The sequence below is a fragment of the Pseudomonas sp. 5.2 genome (assembly GCF_059025405.1).
On the sequence record NZ_JBYBHH010000018.1, the window covers coordinates 106,174 to 123,975 of the forward strand.

The 17,802-nt window shown below is 61.8% G+C and carries 15 protein-coding genes and 1 pseudogene; 10 read left to right on the forward strand and 6 right to left on the reverse strand.

The window, feature by feature from the left end; all coding sequences use genetic code 11:
• Nucleotides 1–25 precede the first annotated feature (25 nt).
• The gene (locus tag AC5PZ0_RS23580) at nucleotides 26–727 is read left to right on the forward strand and encodes a 4'-phosphopantetheinyl transferase family protein (RefSeq protein ID WP_493855836.1); all 702 of its coding nucleotides are present in this window, start codon (nucleotides 26–28) and stop codon (nucleotides 725–727) included.
• 3 nt (nucleotides 728–730) lie between these two features.
• Here AC5PZ0_RS23580 and AC5PZ0_RS23585 read toward each other — a convergent pair whose 3' ends face one another.
• Complete coding sequence (locus tag AC5PZ0_RS23585) at nucleotides 731–2,338, reverse strand: ATP-binding protein (protein WP_099430221.1); 1,608 nt, start codon at nucleotides 2,336–2,338, stop codon at nucleotides 731–733.
• A complete protein-coding gene (locus AC5PZ0_RS23590) occupies nucleotides 2,335–3,033 on the reverse strand; it encodes a response regulator (RefSeq protein ID WP_099455097.1) in 699 nt (232 codons plus the stop codon). Before AC5PZ0_RS23590 ends, AC5PZ0_RS23585 begins: the two co-directional genes overlap by 4 nt.
• A 623-nt stretch (nucleotides 3,034–3,656) precedes the next feature.
• On the opposite strand from AC5PZ0_RS23590, the gene AC5PZ0_RS23595 reads away from it, so the two are divergent.
• The 4 genes from AC5PZ0_RS23595 to AC5PZ0_RS23610 all read left to right on the forward strand — a co-directional run bounded on the left by AC5PZ0_RS23595 (nucleotide 3,657) and on the right by AC5PZ0_RS23610 (nucleotide 8,988).
• The gene (locus AC5PZ0_RS23595) at nucleotides 3,657–6,536 is read left to right on the forward strand and encodes a ribonucleoside-diphosphate reductase subunit alpha (protein ID WP_027594697.1); all 2,880 of its coding nucleotides are present in this window, start codon (nucleotides 3,657–3,659) and stop codon (nucleotides 6,534–6,536) included.
• A 138-nt stretch (nucleotides 6,537–6,674) separates the two neighbouring features.
• Nucleotides 6,675–6,806 (forward strand): hypothetical protein, encoded by a 132-nt coding sequence (locus AC5PZ0_RS23600; protein WP_256208043.1) that lies wholly within the window; start codon nucleotides 6,675–6,677, stop codon nucleotides 6,804–6,806.
• A gap of 491 nt (nucleotides 6,807–7,297) precedes the next feature.
• Complete coding sequence (locus AC5PZ0_RS23605) at nucleotides 7,298–8,548, forward strand: ribonucleotide-diphosphate reductase subunit beta (RefSeq protein WP_027594698.1); 1,251 nt, start codon at nucleotides 7,298–7,300, stop codon at nucleotides 8,546–8,548.
• A gap of 137 nt (nucleotides 8,549–8,685) precedes the next feature.
• Complete coding sequence (locus AC5PZ0_RS23610; protein ID WP_493855837.1) at nucleotides 8,686–8,988, forward strand: BRO-N domain-containing protein; 303 nt, start codon at nucleotides 8,686–8,688, stop codon at nucleotides 8,986–8,988.
• Between the two features lie 186 nt (nucleotides 8,989–9,174).
• Here the strand turns inward: AC5PZ0_RS23610 and AC5PZ0_RS23615 are convergent.
• Nucleotides 9,175–9,285: pseudogene (locus tag AC5PZ0_RS23615) on the reverse strand (type II toxin-antitoxin system mRNA interferase toxin, RelE/StbE family); the annotation flags it as partial.
• Between the two features lie 14 nt (nucleotides 9,286–9,299).
• A complete protein-coding gene (locus tag AC5PZ0_RS23620) occupies nucleotides 9,300–9,764 on the reverse strand; it encodes a GNAT family N-acetyltransferase (RefSeq protein WP_493855838.1) in 465 nt (154 codons plus the stop codon).
• Between the two features lie 101 nt (nucleotides 9,765–9,865).
• Here AC5PZ0_RS23620 and pdxR point away from each other — a divergent pair, with 101 nt between their 5' ends.
• Complete coding sequence (pdxR, locus tag AC5PZ0_RS23625; RefSeq protein ID WP_493855839.1) at nucleotides 9,866–11,344, forward strand: MocR-like pyridoxine biosynthesis transcription factor PdxR; 1,479 nt, start codon at nucleotides 9,866–9,868, stop codon at nucleotides 11,342–11,344.
• Between the two features lie 104 nt (nucleotides 11,345–11,448).
• Here pdxR and AC5PZ0_RS23630 read toward each other — a convergent pair whose 3' ends face one another.
• A complete protein-coding gene (locus AC5PZ0_RS23630; RefSeq protein WP_493855840.1) occupies nucleotides 11,449–12,717 on the reverse strand; it encodes a type II toxin-antitoxin system HipA family toxin in 1,269 nt (422 codons plus the stop codon).
• Entirely contained in the window at nucleotides 12,710–13,027 is a 318-nt protein-coding gene (locus AC5PZ0_RS23635) for a helix-turn-helix domain-containing protein (protein ID WP_027594701.1), read from the reverse strand. The genes AC5PZ0_RS23630 and AC5PZ0_RS23635 overlap by 8 nt, the downstream gene beginning before the upstream one ends.
• A 587-nt stretch (nucleotides 13,028–13,614) precedes the next feature.
• Between AC5PZ0_RS23635 and AC5PZ0_RS23640 the strand changes: the two genes are divergently transcribed.
• From AC5PZ0_RS23640 to AC5PZ0_RS23655, 4 genes are all read left to right on the forward strand, one after another.
• Complete coding sequence (locus tag AC5PZ0_RS23640) at nucleotides 13,615–14,853, forward strand: OprD family porin (RefSeq protein ID WP_027594702.1); 1,239 nt, start codon at nucleotides 13,615–13,617, stop codon at nucleotides 14,851–14,853.
• A 188-nt stretch (nucleotides 14,854–15,041) separates the two neighbouring features.
• Nucleotides 15,042–15,848 carry an NAD-dependent epimerase/dehydratase family protein gene (locus AC5PZ0_RS23645; protein WP_027594703.1) on the forward strand — a complete coding sequence of 269 codons (807 nt, stop codon included), beginning with the start codon at nucleotides 15,042–15,044 and terminating at the stop codon, nucleotides 15,846–15,848.
• Between the two features lie 25 nt (nucleotides 15,849–15,873).
• Complete coding sequence (locus AC5PZ0_RS23650) at nucleotides 15,874–16,752, forward strand: glucurono-1,5-lactonase (protein WP_099430226.1); 879 nt, start codon at nucleotides 15,874–15,876, stop codon at nucleotides 16,750–16,752.
• Nucleotides 16,753–16,815: 63 nt separating this feature from the next.
• Nucleotides 16,816–17,787, forward strand: coding sequence for a TRAP transporter substrate-binding protein (locus tag AC5PZ0_RS23655; RefSeq protein ID WP_027594705.1), 972 nt, complete (start codon nucleotides 16,816–16,818; stop codon nucleotides 17,785–17,787).
• Nucleotides 17,788–17,802 lie beyond the last annotated feature (15 nt).

Below are 17,802 nucleotides of genomic sequence, written 5' to 3' on the forward strand. Positions count from 1 at the left end.
CGTCGCGGCTGGCACAATAGCCCCCATGAACACACTTCCCACCTGCTGCTCCCCACTTCAGCACCACTGGCCCCTGCCCCGCCCGTTGCCGGGTGCAGTGTTGGTCAGCTGTGCCTTCGACCCGGCCCACCTGGCTGCCGACGACTTCCAGCGTACCGGCATTGCACAAAGTGCCAGCCTGCAACGCTCGGTGGCCAAGCGCCAGGCCGAGTACCTGGCCGGCCGTGTCTGCGCCCGCGCCGCCTTGCAACGCCTGGATGGCCGCGACTTTGTGCCGGGCACCCACGAAGACCGCTCGCCCATCTGGCCGGCCGGTATCCACGGCTCGATCACCCATGGCAAAGGCTGGGCCGCCGCCGTTGTCGCGGGCCAAGGCAGCTGCCGCGGCCTGGGCCTGGATCAGGAGTCGCTGCTGGATGACGAACGTGCCGAGCGCCTGATGGCGGAAATCCTCACCCCCGCCGAACTTGAGCGCCTGGACCGCCGCCAGCTCGGCCTGACAGTGACGCTGACCTTTTCGCTCAAAGAAAGCCTGTTCAAGACCCTCTACCCGCTGACTCGCCAGCGTTTCTATTTCGAGCACGCCGAAGTGCTGGAGTGGGCCGCCGAGGGCTTTGCCCGCCTGCGCCTGCTCACCGACCTGTCACCCGAATGGCAACGCGGCAGTGAACTGCAGGGCCAGTTCTGCCTTCAGGACGGCCACCTGCTGAGCTTGATCAGCGTCTGAGATTTACTGGGGCGCCTGTGCCCGCGGCCAGCTGAGGCTGAAGCAGGCGCCGCCCAGCGCCTCGCTGCGCCCTACCGTGGCCCTGCCAGCGTGCCAGTAGATGATCCGCCGAACGATCGACAGGCCCAACCCATGCCCGCCGGATGCCCGGGTGCGGCTGTCGTCGAGCCGGGTGAAGGGCGTGAAGATGCGGTCCCAGACGCCCTCCGGGATGCCTGGCCCGTCATCTTCCACATCGACCCTGCAGCGTTGCTGCCCCAGTTGGTAACTGAGCCGAACTTCGCCTTCGGCATGGCGCATGGCGTTGCTCACCAGGTTCTGCAGCGCCCGGTGCAGGTAGCGCGGCTCGGCCTCGACCCAGGCCCCATCGGTTTCAGCCCCTTGGCAAGCACCGCGTACCACCTTGATGCCGGCCCGCAGCGGCGCCAGTTCCTCGATCACCCGGTCAAACAAGGCATCGAGGTCGACCCGCTGGAATTTCAGCGCCGGCGCACCTTGCTCAAGGCGCGCGTAAGTCAGCATCTCGTCGACCAGCTTGTCCAGGTCCTGGATGTCGCCATCCATGCCGGCCAGGTGCTTGGCGCGGGCTTGGTCGGTACTCGCGGTCTCGATCATCTCCAGGCCAAAGCGCAGGCGCGCCACCGGTGTGCGCAGCTCGTGGGACACCGCCCGCACCAGCTCGCGCTGCATGGTCAACGAGCGCTGCAGGTGCTCGGCCATGCCATTGAATGCTGCAGCCAGGCGCCCGACCGAATCGGCGTCACCGGCCGGCACACGGGTGTCCAGGCTGCCCTGGGCAATACGCGTGGCCGCAATCTCCAGGCCCGACACACGCCGCTCCAGCTGGCGCACCAGCAAATACACCACCAGCCCGATCAGGCACAGCCCGAGAAAAGCAATCAGGATCAGCAACTGCGGCGGGTACGGGTTGAGCTGATGCAACGGGCCGATTTCCAGCACCCAGGGTGACCCCGAGAGCCCGGAGAACACCCGGATCGAATCGCCATCCTTGCCCAGGGCCATGACGGTATCGCCCTCCTCTACCCGCCGCCGCTGGTCGTCATCCAAGCCGACCCGCTCCAGCCGTTGCAGGGCGATGTCGAAACCAAACCCCTTGCTCTGCTTGAGTTGCGCAAGGCGCTGCTGCTGCTCGGTCACCGGGTAACGCACCAGCTCGTCCGCCAACAGGTAAAGCGTGGCCCGGGCCAACTGCTCGCTGACCTGCTTGATCTGGGCCACCAGCAGTACATCCTCGCGGCCAACCTTGCGCAGCACCTGGGCGGCGTGCGGGCCGGTCTTTTCGACCACCACCAGGCCGCGATACAACCGGGCCCGCTGGCCACCGTCAAGGGTGCGCGCCGACATCGGCTGCAGCGCCAACGGCACCCCAAGCAAGCGCTCCCACATCAGCAATGAGCGCTTGCGTTCGGTTTCGTTCTGCACGGCCAGGTTGTCGGCCATCAGGCTGAAAGTGCCTTGGGCCAGGCCCTCGCGGTGCTGGGCGGCGCGCACTTCGTTGACCAGGTGCAGGCTGAGTACCCCGAGCAGCGCCACCAGCACCAGCACGGCGAGCATGCCGCCATAGATGCGCAGAAAGATCGAGTTGTTCATGGCGCCTCGCCGACGAACAGGTACCCCTTGCTGCGCAGGGTCTTGATCAGGCGTGGGTGGATCGGGTCGTCACCGATCTTGGGGCGGATCTTGGAAATGCGCACATCGATGGAGCGGTCCTGGCCGTCGTAACCAACACCGCGCAGGGCGGTGAAGATCTGCTCGCGCGACAAAACCCGGCCGGCGTTGCTGGCCAGCAGCCAGAGCAGGTCGAATTCGGCGCCGGTCAGGTCTATCAGTTGCTCGCCCAGCCGCGCTTCGCGCAGGCGGTTGTCGATGCGCAGCGGGCCGAAGGCCAGGTCCAGGCGCTTGCTTTCGGGCGCTTCGCTGCGCCGCAGCAGGGCCTGGATACGCGCCAGCAACACGCGCGGGCGCACTGGCTTGCACACATAGTCGTCGGCGCCCAGGTCCAAGCCCTGCACTTGGTCGAGTTCGTCGCTGCGGGCGGTGAGCATGAGGATCGGGCCAGCATATTGGCCGCGCACCCGGCGGCAGATGCTCAGGCCGTCTTCACCGGGGAGCATGAGGTCGAGAATCACCAGGTCAGGCTGGCTGTCGACAATGCGTCGCACCGCGCGGCCGCCATCGCCCTCGACGGCCACCTCGAAGCCGTTGGCCTGGAGGTATTCGGCCGTGAGCTCGGCCAGGCGCTGGTCGTCTTCGACGATGAGGATGCGGGGGGTGGGTTGGTCCATGGCCTTTGCCTTTCAATTGTTGTTTTTCTATCGTCGATACTACGTTCCGCCCCGAGCACTGCCAACCGACCTGCAGTGCCACACTCGCCACTGGACTGAACCGTTTTTTGTGGTAGGGTTCGCGCCCTCAAAATTCTGCCTTGGGGCAGCGCGCTGAAGAAAAATACTGCAAACCACTTGGCACAAGGCCTACAGGCCATACCCACAAAGTACGCACAACTTATCCACAGGCGCTCGCCTTGCAAAGACCCTGATACCGCATTATCTTGTATCCCGATCGCAGCGAACCACTACATGTTGGGGTTCGTGCAAAATCACACACAAAAGTCAACCCGGCAAATTATTCGATTTCCCGGTTGAACTTCAGGTGATTTGACCAGCCATACCGCTCCAGCGGACTACTGAACTGCAACAGCTTTTGGGTACTGCCCAAAACCTTTGACTTCGGCCAGGGAGCGGCAAGCTATTGCCCCTTATTCCTGAGTCTGTCCCGAAGTCGGTACGCCCGAGCGGGCGGATGCGCGCGCATGACGCATCCCCGCACGGGTGATCGAGCAAGTGGACGGAACGGTGGGCGCCCAAAAGGCGCCTGTACAATATAGAAACTGTGGAGACACCCACCCATGCAAACCGACACAACTCGCGAGAACCCGCAGGCCCAGGTGCCGCAGGCCGCCGATTCCAACCAGGATCTGGCTGCCACCGCCCCCGGCCAACTGCGCGTGATCAAGCGCAACGGCACTGTCGTCCCCTACACCGACGACAAGATCACCGTGGCCATCACCAAGGCGTTCCTCGCAGTTGAAGGCGGCACCGCCGCCGCCTCGTCGCGTATCCACGACACCGTCGCGCGCCTGACCGAGCAGGTCACTGCCACGTTCAAGCGTCGCATGCCATCGGGTGGCACCATCCACATCGAAGAAATCCAGGACCAGGTCGAACTGGCCCTGATGCGTGCCGGTGAGCAGAAAGTCGCCCGCGACTACGTGATCTACCGCGACCAGCGTGCAAAAGAGCGCGCCACCCGCGCCAACACCGACGCCGTGGTCGAGCCGCACCCAAGCATCCGCATCACCTTGGCCGACGGCAGCCTGGCGCCGCTGGACATGGCGCGCCTGAACACCATCATCAGCGAAGCCTGCGAAGGCCTGGCCGAAGTCGATGGCGACCTGATCCAGCGCGAAACCCTGAAGAACCTGTACGACGGCGTGGCCATCAAGGACGTCAACACTGCCCTGGTGATGACCGCCCGTACCTTGGTCGAGCGCGAGCCGAACTACTCGTTCGTCACCGCCCGCCTGCTGATGGACACCCTGCGTGCCGAAGGCCTGGGCTTCCTCAGCGTTGCCGACAGCGCTACCCACCACGAGATGGCCGAGCTGTACGCCAAGGCGCTGCCAGCCTACGTCGCCAAAGGCATCGAGTTCGAGCTGCTGAACCCGGCCCTGGCCGACTTCGACCTGGAAAAACTGGGCAAGGCGATCAACCACGAGCGCGACCAGCAGTTCACCTACCTGGGCCTGCAGACCCTGTACGACCGCTACTTCATCCACAAGGATGGCGTGCGCTTCGAGCTGCCACAGGTATTCTTCATGCGTGTGGCCATGGGCCTGGCGCTGGAAGAGAAAGAAAAAGAAGCCCGTGCGATCGAGTTCTACAACCTGTTGTCGTCCTTCGACTACATGGCCTCGACCCCGACCCTGTTCAACGCCGGTACCCTGCGCCCGCAGCTGTCCAGCTGCTACCTGACCACCGTGCCGGACGACCTGTCGGGCATCTACCACGCGATCCACGACAACGCCATGCTGTCGAAATTCGCCGGTGGCCTGGGCAACGACTGGACCCCTGTGCGTGCACTGGGCTCCTACATCAAGGGCACCAACGGTAAATCCCAGGGCGTCGTACCCTTCCTGAAAGTGGTCAACGACACCGCCGTTGCGGTCAACCAGGGCGGCAAGCGCAAGGGCGCTGTCTGTGCCTACCTGGAAACCTGGCACCTGGACATCGAAGAATTCATCGAGCTGCGCAAGAACACCGGTGATGATCGTCGTCGTACCCACGACATGAACACCGCCAACTGGATCCCTGACCTGTTCATGAAGCGCGTCTTCGATGACGGCAAGTGGACCCTGTTCTCGCCATCGGAAGTGCCTGATCTGCACGACCTGACCGGCAAGGCCTTCGAAGAGCGCTACGAGTACTACGAAGCCCTGACCGAGTACAACAAGATCAAGGTGTTCAAGACCATCCAGGCCAAAGACCTGTGGCGCAAGATGCTGTCGATGCTGTTCGAGACCGGCCACCCATGGCTGACCTTCAAGGACCCGTGCAACCTGCGTTCGCCGCAGCAGCACGTGGGCGTGGTCCACAGCTCGAACCTGTGCACCGAGATCACCCTGAACACCAACAAGGACGAGATCGCGGTCTGCAACCTGGGCTCGATCAACCTGCCGAACCACATTGTCGATGGCAAGCTGGACACCGCCAAACTGCAACGCACCGTGAACACTGCCGTGCGCATGCTCGACAACGTGATCGACATCAACTACTACTCGGTGCCGCAAGCGCGTAACTCGAACCTCAAGCACCGCCCTGTTGGCCTGGGCATCATGGGCTTCCAGGACGCACTGTACCTGCAGCACATCGCCTACGGTTCCGACGCTGCGGTCGAGTTCGCCGACAAGTCGATGGAAGCGGTCAGCTACTTCGCGATCCAGGCGTCCTGCGACCTGGCCGACGAGCGTGGCGCCTACGAGACCTTCCAGGGTTCGCTGTGGTCCAAAGGCATCCTGCCGCTGGATTCGCAACAGATCCTGATCGAGGCCCGTGGCCAGAAGTACATCGATGTCGACCTGAACGAGACCCTGGACTGGGCGCCGGTGCGTGCTCGCGTACAAAAAGGTATTCGTAACTCGAACATCATGGCCATCGCGCCGACCGCGACCATCGCCAACATCACTGGCGTGTCGCAGTCCATCGAGCCGACCTACCAGAACCTGTATGTGAAATCGAACCTGTCGGGCGAATTCACCGTGATCAACCCGTACCTGGTTCGCGACCTGAAAGCCCGCGGGCTGTGGGACTCGGTAATGATCAACGACCTGAAGTACTACGACGGTTCGGTGCAGCAGATCGAGCGTATCCCGCAAGAGCTGAAAGACCTGTACGCCACCGCGTTCGAAGTCGAGACCAAGTGGATCGTCGATGCTGCATCGCGTCGCCAGAAGTGGATCGACCAGGCTCAGTCGCTGAACCTGTACATCGCTGGCGCTTCGGGCAAGAAGCTGGACGTGACCTACCGCATGGCCTGGTACCGTGGTCTGAAAACCACCTACTACCTCCGTGCCCTGGCTGCGACCAGCACCGAGAAGTCGACCATCAACACCGGCAAGCTCAACGCCGTTTCCAGCGGCGGCGACAGCGCCCCGGTTCAGGCCGCCGGCCCGGCACCTGTGCCAAAGGCGTGTGCGATCGACGAGCCTGACTGCGAAGCCTGCCAGTAAGGCCTGATGCCGCAAGGGGTGCCCACGGGTGCCCCTTGCGGCATTTTTGTATCCGCGCTCCAGAGAAGCCTTGCCCTTTGCCCACCGCTCGCGCGGCTCGGTAAAAGAGCAGGACCTCTCAAAAAAAGGACGTACCCCATGGCGCGGAAAAAAGTGGCAACTCGCAAAATTGGTCGCAATGCTGAAACCGGCCGCTTCACCTCGGTCGAAGAAGCACGCAAGCACCCCAAGACACACGTGGTCGAGACCCTGCGCAAGCAGTGCAGCTAACACGCGCTGTATAGGAGCAGCCTCGTGCTGCGAAAGGCCGGTGATGCCAGCGAAATGTGCTGTGCTTGCGCTGGCCTCTTCGCAGCACAAGGCTGCTCCTACATGACGCGAAAACCCCATATACAGTGCTTAACAAACAAAAAAACCACAACATATAGTGCCAAACCTTCGTTTAGCGGCTACACTCTTGCCCGAACGAAAGGCACACCCTTGGTGAACGGATGCGCGCCAAACCGGTCGAAAAAGTTACGCTCGCCGGCCAGACTCGCACCCCGATCGAAGGCGAATTCCGGTATACTGCGCCCCCTCTGAAAAGGGCACCTTTCAAGTCCCTGGCCCCTCGGTGAGGCCTGGCCAGGCACAAGCACATCCAGATGTAACGAGAGTCAGCCTCTCGAGCTGTCCATTCGCCGTAACGGCCTTGCGTCAGGCATCACATTCTTAAAATCCAACCGGTTGCCTGAGGGCGACCCTCAAGCAGGAGCCAAACCATGCTGAGCTGGGACGAATTCGACAAGGAAGACGGCGAAGTAGCCGCCAAAGGCAACACCCCTGCGCAGGCCAACGCCGCTGCCACCCTCGACAAGCTCGACAGCGCCGGCGGTGCCGCCGCCCTGGAAGCCCGTGCCGCTACCGCTTCTGACTCCGAAGCCGTAAAACGCGCCAAGGCTGCCCTTGACGCCCTCGACGTTGCCGAAGGCCTGGCCGAGCTGGAAGGCTCTGCTGCCCGCGTTGCGGTCGATGAAAAGCGCATGATCAACTGCCGCGCCGACCTCAACCAGCTGGTGCCATTCAAATACGACTGGGCCTGGCAGAAGTACCTCGACGGCTGCGCCAACCACTGGATGCCGCAAGAGGTCAACATGACCGCCGACATCGCCCTGTGGAAGAGCCAGGACGGCCTGACCGAAGACGAGCGCCGCATCGTCATGCGCAACCTCGGCTTCTTCTCCACCGCCGACTCCCTGGTTGCCAACAACCTGGCCCTGGCCGTGTACCGCCTGATCACCAACCCGGAGTGCCGCCAGTACATCCTGCGCCAGGCCTTCGAAGAGGCGATCCACACCCACGCCTACCAGTACTGCATCGAGTCGCTGGGCATGGATGAAGGCGAGATCTTCAACATGTACCACGAGATCCCGTCGGTCGCGAAGAAAGCCGCCTGGGGCCTGAAGTACACCCGCGCCATCTCCGACCCGGAATTCAACACCGGCACCCCGGAAACCGACAAAGAGCTGCTGCGCAACCTGATCGCCTACTACTGCGTGCTGGAAGGCATCTTCTTCTACTGCGGCTTCACCCAGATCCTGTCGATGGGCCGCCGCAACAAGATGACCGGCGTTGCCGAGCAGTTCCAGTACATCCTGCGTGACGAGTCGATGCACCTGAACTTCGGTATCGACGTGATCAACCAGATCAAGATCGAGAACCCGCACCTGTGGGATGCCTCGATGAAAGAAGAAGCGACCCAGATGATCCTGCAAGGGACCCAGCTGGAGATCGAATACGCCCGCGATACCATGCCGCGCGGTGTACTGGGCATGAACGCAGCGATGATGGAGGACTACCTCAAGTTCATCGCCAACCGTCGCCTGACCCAGATTGGCCTGAAGGAAGAGTACCCAGGCACCACCAACCCGTTCCCGTGGATGAGCGAGATCATGGACTTGAAGAAGGAGAAGAACTTCTTTGAGACCCGCGTGATCGAGTATCAGACCGGTGGGGCGTTGAGCTGGGACTGATTGTCCGGGCTGAGCATCAAAAAGGCTGCCGAATGGCAGCCTTTTTTATTCTTTACTAAACGCTTCTATGAAGCGCACCGCTCAGCTTCGAAATGGCGCTCGGCCGCCTGAGCGGTCACTTCTTTGACGAACACTGCATGCGAAAGCTCGACACAGACCAGCACCGTAGCGTGCTGTTGCTGCGCAACGGTCAGTACCAGCAGACCACCATGGTCAGCGAGTCCGGGGCCTATACCTTGCTAGCACATCACCCTATTCCGGAGAACCGGCACCTGCGCTGGTGGCTGACCCATGAGGTAGTGGCGGTGCTTCGTGATAGGCAGGTTGATGATATCGAGAGTGTGCCGCAGTTGGGGCAGATGTGTTGGCCTGGTGGGGTGTCGGCAACATTGTTGTATTGGCAGAGTGCCCAGCGGGCCTTGCGGCTCCATGGGGTGTAAAAAGCGGCTACAGCTTTGCCCGCGCGCTCGGCAATACCGCATTCGTAGAACAACGCATTCATTAGTGATTCAGCGGGGCCTGTGGGAGCGGGCTTGTCCCGCGAACACCGGCGAAGCCGGTGCCATGCTCCGCGTGGCCCTATTCGCGGGACAAGCCCGCTCCCACAGGATTGGCAGGCCGGCTGCTTATGCAGCCCAAAGGGCGACAACCTCATTGTCGATCACCTGGTAAGCCAACCGGTAGCCACTGCTACGCAGTTTGATCTTGTAGCAGTCCGGAAACGCATGCAGCCGATTGGGGCCTCAGTGCCCTACGCAGGCAGCGCCATCCGGTACTCGATTACCCCCGGCTTTTCAGCTATCCAGTCGTACAGCCGCTGTGCAGTCTGGTTGGTTTCCTGGGTATGCCAGTACAACCGATCGCACTGTTTCTCCCGCGCCTGGCCCTGAACGTACTCGATCAACTGCTTGCCAACCTGCCTCCCTCGCGCGTTTGGGCAAACGTACAGGTCTTCCAGATAGCAGAAGTCGTTACGCCCCCAAGTCGAGCGATGGAACACAAAATGGACGAAACCGAGGATGCGCTCACCGTCCGTGGCGACGGCGCAGTGCACGGGCTCTGCCGGGTCGAAAAACCGGGCCCAGGTCTGCTCGGTGGTGGCCTGGCTTAGCGCTACTTTGTAGAACGCCTGGTACTGGCCCCAATAGGCGGACCATTGAGGAAAATCGCTCTGCTTCAACTCGCGGACTGAAATCAATGCGGGTGCAACTGTCATCGTGGACCCCTTTCAATGTGGGAATGGTCTGAAAACAGGTGCATTTATAGCGATAGAATGGCCTGAATAGCCCCGCCACTTTTTGCACGTGAACCAGACCAATGTTCAAACACGCACAACTGCAATCGGTCAAAGCCTGGATGAGCGACCCGGCCCATGGCGCGTTGTCGTTGCATGTGCGGATCCAGCGGGCGATTCGCCAATTGATCCTTGATGGCGCGCTGCCGGTCGGTAAATCGCTGCCGGCTTCACGCCCATTGGCCCAGTCGCTGGGCGTCTCGCGGGATACCGTGGAGGCGGCTTACAGCCAGTTGCATGCAGAGGGCTTCATCGAGCGTCGGGTGGGCAGCGGAAGCTTCGTCTCGCAACGCGCTCGGCATCTGCCACGGCGACAGCAAAAACGCGAAACGCGCTGCGATGAGCCACCTCAACTAAGCCGCCGGGCGATGGCCGTGCTGCAGAGCGGGGGCGTGAATAATTTCCAAGGGCCGCGCCCGTTTGCACCGGGGGTAGCCGAGACCCGGCACTTCCCCCTGGCGATCTGGGAAAGGCTGGAGCGCCAGGTGTACAAGGAATTTGGCACCCAGGCATTGGAGCACAGTGCGCCACAGGGCATCGCCTGCCTGCGCAGCGCGATCGCTGACTACCTTAACCTCGAACGGGGCGCGCAGGCGTCTGCCGACCGGGTGCTGATCCTCACCAGCTCGCAGCAGGCGCTTAGCCTATGCGCGCAGGTGCTCATGGATGCAGGCGATCAGGTACTGGTCGAAGACCCGCTCTACCAAGGCACGCGCAAAGCCGTCGCGGCAGCAGGCCTCGAAGGCGTGCCCGTGCCAGTGGATGAAAACGGCTTGCAGGTGGAACGCATGGCACGGTTGGCCGCCAATGCCAGGGCGGTGTTTCTAACACCGTCCCATCAATACCCCACCGGCGCGACGTTGTCGCTGGACAGGCGCCTCCAGGCCATCGAGTGGGCAAGGCAGCAGCGCGCCTGGATCATCGAAGATGACTACGACAGCGAGTTCCACTACGAGGGCCGGCCGACTGCCTGCGTGCAGGGCCTGGACCCGCATGAACGCACGCTGTACATCGGCACGTTCACCAAGTCGCTGTTCGCCGGGCTGCGCATCGGCTACTTGCTGTTGCCACCTGCTCTCGTCGCGCCGATGACCAATGCACGCACGCTGCAGGATGGGCATACGGCCTCCATTGCCCAGCTGACCCTGGCGCGGTTCATGGAGGGCGGGCACTACACAGCGCATGTGCGGAGCATGCGGGCGCTGTATGCCGCGCGCCGGGACATGCTGGCCGAGCTTGTGCACAAACATTTGGGGGCGTTTCTGGCGCCAAGCATTCCGGCCGGGGGGCTGCAGATGCCCTGCCACTTCGTGCAGGACATGCCGGAAGATGCGGTAGTGAGGGCGGCGCATGCGGCGGGGATCGACCTGTTGGGGCTCGGCAGTTTGTATGCATCGCCGAGGAATGATGCGGGCCTGTTGATGGGGTTTGCGGCGCTGACGCCTGGCGAGATGCGTGTAGCGGTGGGGAAGCTGGCGAAGGTGTTTGAGGGGCTCAAGTAGAGGCCTCGCCCCCGCCACAAAGGCATCGATGTGCCGTACTGGGGCGCCCAGAGACGTGGTCGAGGGTGAGACCGTTGCTAAGGCTAGAAGCAATTGCGGCTGCTTCAACTCACCGACTGGAGCAGCGCACTGTTTTCGTCGATACGGCCTTGCACGGTTTGCAGCGTTTCCTGGGTGATCATCTGCGGATACATACGCTCGGCCATGTACCTAAACTGGCTCGCTGCAGCGCATATGCGGTCGATGATGGCGGCGGCGGACGCCGGCGTAATGTCTGCTTCGCTTGCCAGGCGCAGTATCGCTTTCCGGTCGATCGCCAAGGCCTCCCCCATCACATCCATCTGATGATAGCCGCCAGGGCCTTCGCAAAAGGTCACGTCATACGCGGGTGCCAGTTTCCACTCGCCTGCTCGCGACATCACGTAGGAAAAATTCTTGGGATGGTCATCGCGGTTATTGAACACCACGTTAAAAACAACTCGCTCAAAGGCGCGCGCTTTCTCTCGCAGGTCGTTGGTGCACAGATGAGTCGCCCGCAAGAAGTTGACGTAATCCAGGGCACCGGGTGACCTGAAGTCGGCGCCGGTATAGGCCGCCAAGCTCTGCATCGGCACACGCAGATCCCCCTGGCGATCAAAACGTCGGCTGGCGAAAGCGGCCAGCCCATTTGGCAAACTGAAATGCTGGGTATCAGGCGTCGCAATGCCGCACTGACGTAGGCACTCGGCATAGACCATTTCGATAGCGCAGACTTCAGGGTGCTCTTCTCTCGCCGGGAACTTGATCAGCCAAGCTTCCAGGCCTGCCCTGGCAACGGTAGTAAATGCCCCCGTGTGCGGATCGCGATAGACCAAGGCTTTTGGCCTGGCGCCTTGAGGGGAGCCCCCCACCAGCAGCAGCTTCTGCACAAACGCGGCTCCGTCCCCCTTGAGTACCTCTTGTACCTCGGCGGCCAGCAGGTCGAGCGGGATATGCTCCGCAGGTTGCAGCCCCTCAGCCGCAACGGGCTCGAACGAAAGGGCACCCATGGCGTTATTGCCGATGTAAGCCAACCGCTCCAATGGCCCTACGCGAGCAACGTTGAGCCCACGACGCTTGAACAGGCGGTCCATCAGCAGCATGCCCCAGCCATCGGGCATCGCATCGTAGACAGGCCCCGGCAAACCGGACTGATGGGCAGGGAAGCCTCGACGCAACGCGTCACCTTGCAACGGCATGGCATACGACGACAACTCAAGCCCACGCAGCTTCGCTTCGCTGCTGTACTCGAACACAATCTGCGGACGGCTAGAGACGGCCGTGGTGGACACGAGCGTGCCCCACAGCCAGCGCTCACCCCAACCTTCGTAATAGATGCGCACTTGCTCAAGCATTGTCGTGTTTACTCCTGATACGCTGCCGCTTGGCACTCTGCTCGTAGCGATGCAGGTCAGCGAGGCTGTCCAGCTTGGGCAAGAAAAGGCCTTCTAGCTCCTTGCCGCGCCCCAGCACCATGGCCACCTTGACCAGGTTCTCAAAGCCGACATTTCGCCCAGCCTCCAGATTGGACACGGTATTGGTAGCGATACCCGCCCTGCCAGCCACATCGGCCTGCGTCATCTGCTGCGCTAGCCGCTCGGTGCGCAAACGTTCGCAAAGGCGCTTCACGACTTCGCTCGGCTTACTGAGGCTTAAATCCAGCATAGCGAGTAATAACTCCATGAAATCCACTTAACACACAAGATAGTAGTAGTAGTCCCTGCCAGCGATCAATCTCAATAGTCACAATATTCTGTGTCTTATTGATCAAATAATCAGTTTAGAAACAAAATAATGGAATTAAATTAAGATACGCATACATGATCTTGATCGTCATGGAGGTTAGAGAAAATCAAAGCCCCCCCTACCTTACATAGACTCAGTCATCGTATCTCCACACGAACCCCTGGCCCCGGTATAGAGTCCACCACCCAGAATGCCGCGACAACATCTCACCCTCATCACACCACAAAGCGTTGACATCCCCACCACCACTTGATAAAAATCGCCACAGTTGTACGACAACGCATAACAAAAACAACAATCAGTGGACGATCGCCATGTCGACTTCAATCGCGCTATACCCCCGCGTTGCACCTTTCCCGATTTCGTCACCTGCGGCCACCTAGGGCCGTAAGCCCGTTTCACCCTCCCTGGCCGTGACCGGCCCGTTACCTACCCGCCCCTACCGCTGGCCGCTTGCGCGTGCACGGTGGACGGGCCGCCACACCCTTTTGTGGAGCACAACAATAATGAGAATCTGCCAAACCCTTCCCTTTGCCCTGCTCGGCGTCGGCATGCTCGGCAGCCTGCCGGGTACCACGCTGGCGGCGGGCTTTGTCGAGGATGCCAAGGCCACGCTCGGCCTGCGCAACTTCTACATCAACCGCAACTTCACCAACCCCAGCAACCCGCAAAGCAAGGCCGAGGAATGGACGCAGAGCTTCATTCTCGATGCCCGCTCGGGCTTTACCGAGGGGCCGGTGGGGTTCGGTGTGGATGTGCTGGGCATGTGGTCGGTGAAGCTTGATGGCGGTGGCGGCACCTACGGCACCGGGCTGCTGCCGCGCCACGACGATGGGCGCCCAGCCGATGACTTCGGGCGCCTGGCGGTGGCGGGCAAGGCGCGGATCTCGAAGACCGAGCTTAAGATCGGCGAATGGATGCCGGTGCTGCCGATCCTGCGCTCCGACGACGGCCGTTCGCTGCCGCAGACGTTCCGCGGGGGGCAGGTCACCTCCAACGAGATCGCCGGGCTGACGCTGTATGGCGGGCAGTTCCGTGGCAACAGCCCGCGCAATGACGCGAGCATGGAAGACATGAGCTATGGCGGGGCGCTTTCGGACCGCTTCAACTTCGTCGGCGGCGAATACAAGTTCAACCAGGACCGCACGCTGGTCGGGCTGTGGAATGCGGTGCTCAAGGACGTGTACCAGCAGCAATACCTGCAACTGAGCCACAGCCAGCCAGTGGGTGACTGGACCCTGGGCGCCAACCTGGGCTACTTCCATGGCGATGAAGACGGCTCCGAGCGTGCCGGGCAGCTGGACAACAAGACCTACTCGGGGATGTTCTCGGCCAAGTATGGCGGTAACACCTTCTGGGTTGGGCTGCAAAAAGTCGATGGTGATACCTGGATGCGGGTCAATGGCACCAGCGGCGGGACGCTGGCCAACGATAGCTACAACTCCAGTTTCGACAATGCCAACGAACGCTCGTGGCAGGTGCGGCATGACTTCAACTTCGTCACCGTCGGGGTGCCGGGTTTGACGCTGATGAACCGTTATATCAGCGGGCAGGATGTGCACACCGGTGCGGTTACCGATGGCAAGGAGTGGGTGCGGGAAACCGAGCTTGCGTATGTGATCCAGAGCGGGGCGTTCAAGGATTTGAGTGTGAAGTGGCGGAACTCGAGCATTCGCCGGGATTACAGCAACAACGAGTTTGATGAGAACCGGTTGATCTTCAACTATCCGTTGTCGTTGTTGTAACAGGGGGCCGCTTTGCGGCCCATCGCGGGCAAGCCCGCGCCTACACGGACCGCGTGGAACCTGTAGGTGCGGGTTTGCCGTAATGAGGCATACAGCGTCACAGAATTAACATTGACAACTCTGGAACCCGCTGCCGATAATTCAGCTCAGTCATACGACAACCTACAACAACTAACAACGAGCCGGCCATGACCCCAACTCCCCTCAATCGCCTGCTGCTCACCGGAGCCGCAGGCGGCCTGGGCAAGGTCCTTCGCGAACGCCTGCAAGGCTACGCCGAGGTCCTGCGCCTTTCCGATATCAGCCCGATGGCACCTGCCGCGGGCCCGCATGAAGAGGTGGTGGCCTGCGACCTCGCCGACAAGGCAGCGGTCCACGCCCTGGTCGAAGGCGTAGACGCCATCATCCACTTCGGTGGCGTGTCCACCGAGCATTCCTTCGAAGACATCCTCGGCCCCAACATCTGCGGCGTGTTCCACGTCTACGAGGCGGCGCGCAAGCATGGCGTCAAGCGCATCATCTTCGCCAGCTCCAACCACACCATCGGTTTCTACCGCCAGGACGAGCGCATCGACGCCCACTCCCCGCGCCGCCCCGACAGCTACTACGGGCTGTCCAAATGCTACGGCGAAGATGTCGCCAGCTTCTACTTCGATCGCTATGGCATCGAGACCGTGAGCATTCGTATCGGCTCGTCGTTCCCGCAACCGCAGAACCCGCGGATGCTCTGCACCTGGCTGAGCTACGACGACCTGGTTCAGCTGATCGAGCGCGGGCTGTTCACGCCCGATGTCGGCCACACCATCGTCTATGGCGCCTCCGACAACCGCACCGTGTGGTGGGACAACCGCCATGCCGCGCACCTGGGCTATGCGCCTAAAGATACCTCCGAGGTGTTCCGCGAGGCCGTCGAAGCCCAACCGGCGCCCGCCGCCGATGACCCGAGCATGGTCTATCAGGGCGGCGCTTTCGCCGTGGCCGGACCGTTCAACTGACCCCCGCGCGCCAGGAGGCACGGCCATGAACTGCGAACTGATCGTCGACGCCCGCAACGGTACCGGCGAAAGCCCTGTGTGGCACCCTACCGAACAGGCCCTGTACTGGGTCGACATCCCTGCCCGCACACTGCACCGCTGGCAGCCCAATGGGGCCCAGCAGGCGTGGCAAGGTGACGAAATGCTCGCCTGCATCGCCCGCACCGAACAGGGGTGGGTCGCGGGGATGGAAAGCGGCATCTTCCACCTCGAACCCAAGGCCGACGGCAGCCTCGACAGCCGCCTGCTCAGCACCGTCGAACATGCCCAGGGCGGCATGCGCTTCAACGATGGGCGCTGCGACCGCCAGGGCCGCTTCTGGGCCGGCACCATGTTGATGGACATGCCGCAGGGCGCCCATGTCGGGGCGCTGTACCGGCATGACGGCGAAGGGCACCTGCACCTGCAGCAGGACGGCATGATCGTGCCCAATGGCCTGGCCTTCAGCCCCGACGGCACGCGCATGTACCTGTCGGACTCGCACCCCAACGTGCAGAAAATCTGGGTGTTCGACTACGACATCGACAGCGGTACGCCCCACAACAAGCGGTTGTTCGTCGACATGCATGCCTACCCTGGCCGCCCCGACGGCGCCGCCATCGACCAGGACGGCTGCTACTGGATCTGCGGCAACGACGCCGGCCAGATCCACCGCTTCACCCCCGATGGCCGCCTGGACCGCTCGCTCAATGTGCCGGTGAAAAAACCGGCCATGTGCGCCTTTGGTGGCGCCAACCTGGACACCCTGTTCGTCACGTCAATCCGGCCTGCGGGCATTGACCTCTCCGACCAGCCGCTGGCCGGTGGGGTATTTGCCTTCGAGCTCGGCGTCAAAGGCCTGGAGGAGCCTGCCTACCGGGGCTGAACAGCCGCTCTGCCACACACTTGCACACACGAAACCGGATAATAAAAACCACGGAGTTTCACCATGACCTTCAAACGCAAGCTGCTCCTTGCCGTACTCCCCTTCGCCTTCAGCCTGTCGATGCCGGCCTCCGCGCTGGACATCAAGTTCGCCGAGATTCACCCGGCCGGCTACCCGACCGTGGTCGCCGAACAGAACATGGGCAAAAAGCTCGAAGCCGCCAGCAATGGCGAGATCACCTTCAAGATGTTCGCCGGTGGGGTGCTCGGCTCCGAGAAGGAAGTGATCGAGCAGGCACAGATTGGTGCCGTGCAGATGACCCGCGTCAGCCTGGGGATCGTCGGCCCGGTGGTGCCGGACGTGAACGTGTTCAACATGCCGTTCGTGTTCCGTGACCATGAACACATGCGCAAGATCATCGACGGCGACATCGGCCAGGAGATCCTCGACAAAATCACCAACTCCGAATTCAACCTAGTGGCCCTGGCCTGGATGGATGGCGGCTCGCGCAGCATCTACACGAAAAAGCCGGTGCGCAGCCTTGAAGACCTCAAGGGCATGAAGATCCGCGTGCAGGGCAACCCACTGTTCATTGACATGATGAACGCCATGGGCGGCAACGGCATTGCCATGGACACTGGCGAAATCTTCAGCGCCCTGCAGACCGGCGTGATCGACGGCGCCGAGAACAACCCGCCGACGCTGCTCGAGCACAACCACTTCCAGAGCGCCAAGTACTACACCCTCACTGGCCACCTGATCCTGCCTGAGCCGGTGGTGATGTCCAAGACCACCTGGAACAAGCTCACCGCAGACCAGCAGGCACTGGTGAAGAAAGTCGCGCGTGAAGCGCAGATGGAAGAGCGTGCGCTGTGGGACGCCAAGTCCGCAGCCAGCGAAGAGAAGCTCAAGGCGGCCGGTGTCGAGTTCATCACCGTCGACAAAAAGCCGTTCTTCGACGCCACCGCATCGGTCCGCGAGAAGTACGGTGCACCGTACGCCGACCTGATGAAGCGTATCGACGCCGTCCAGTAATACCGGCCCCTTCCA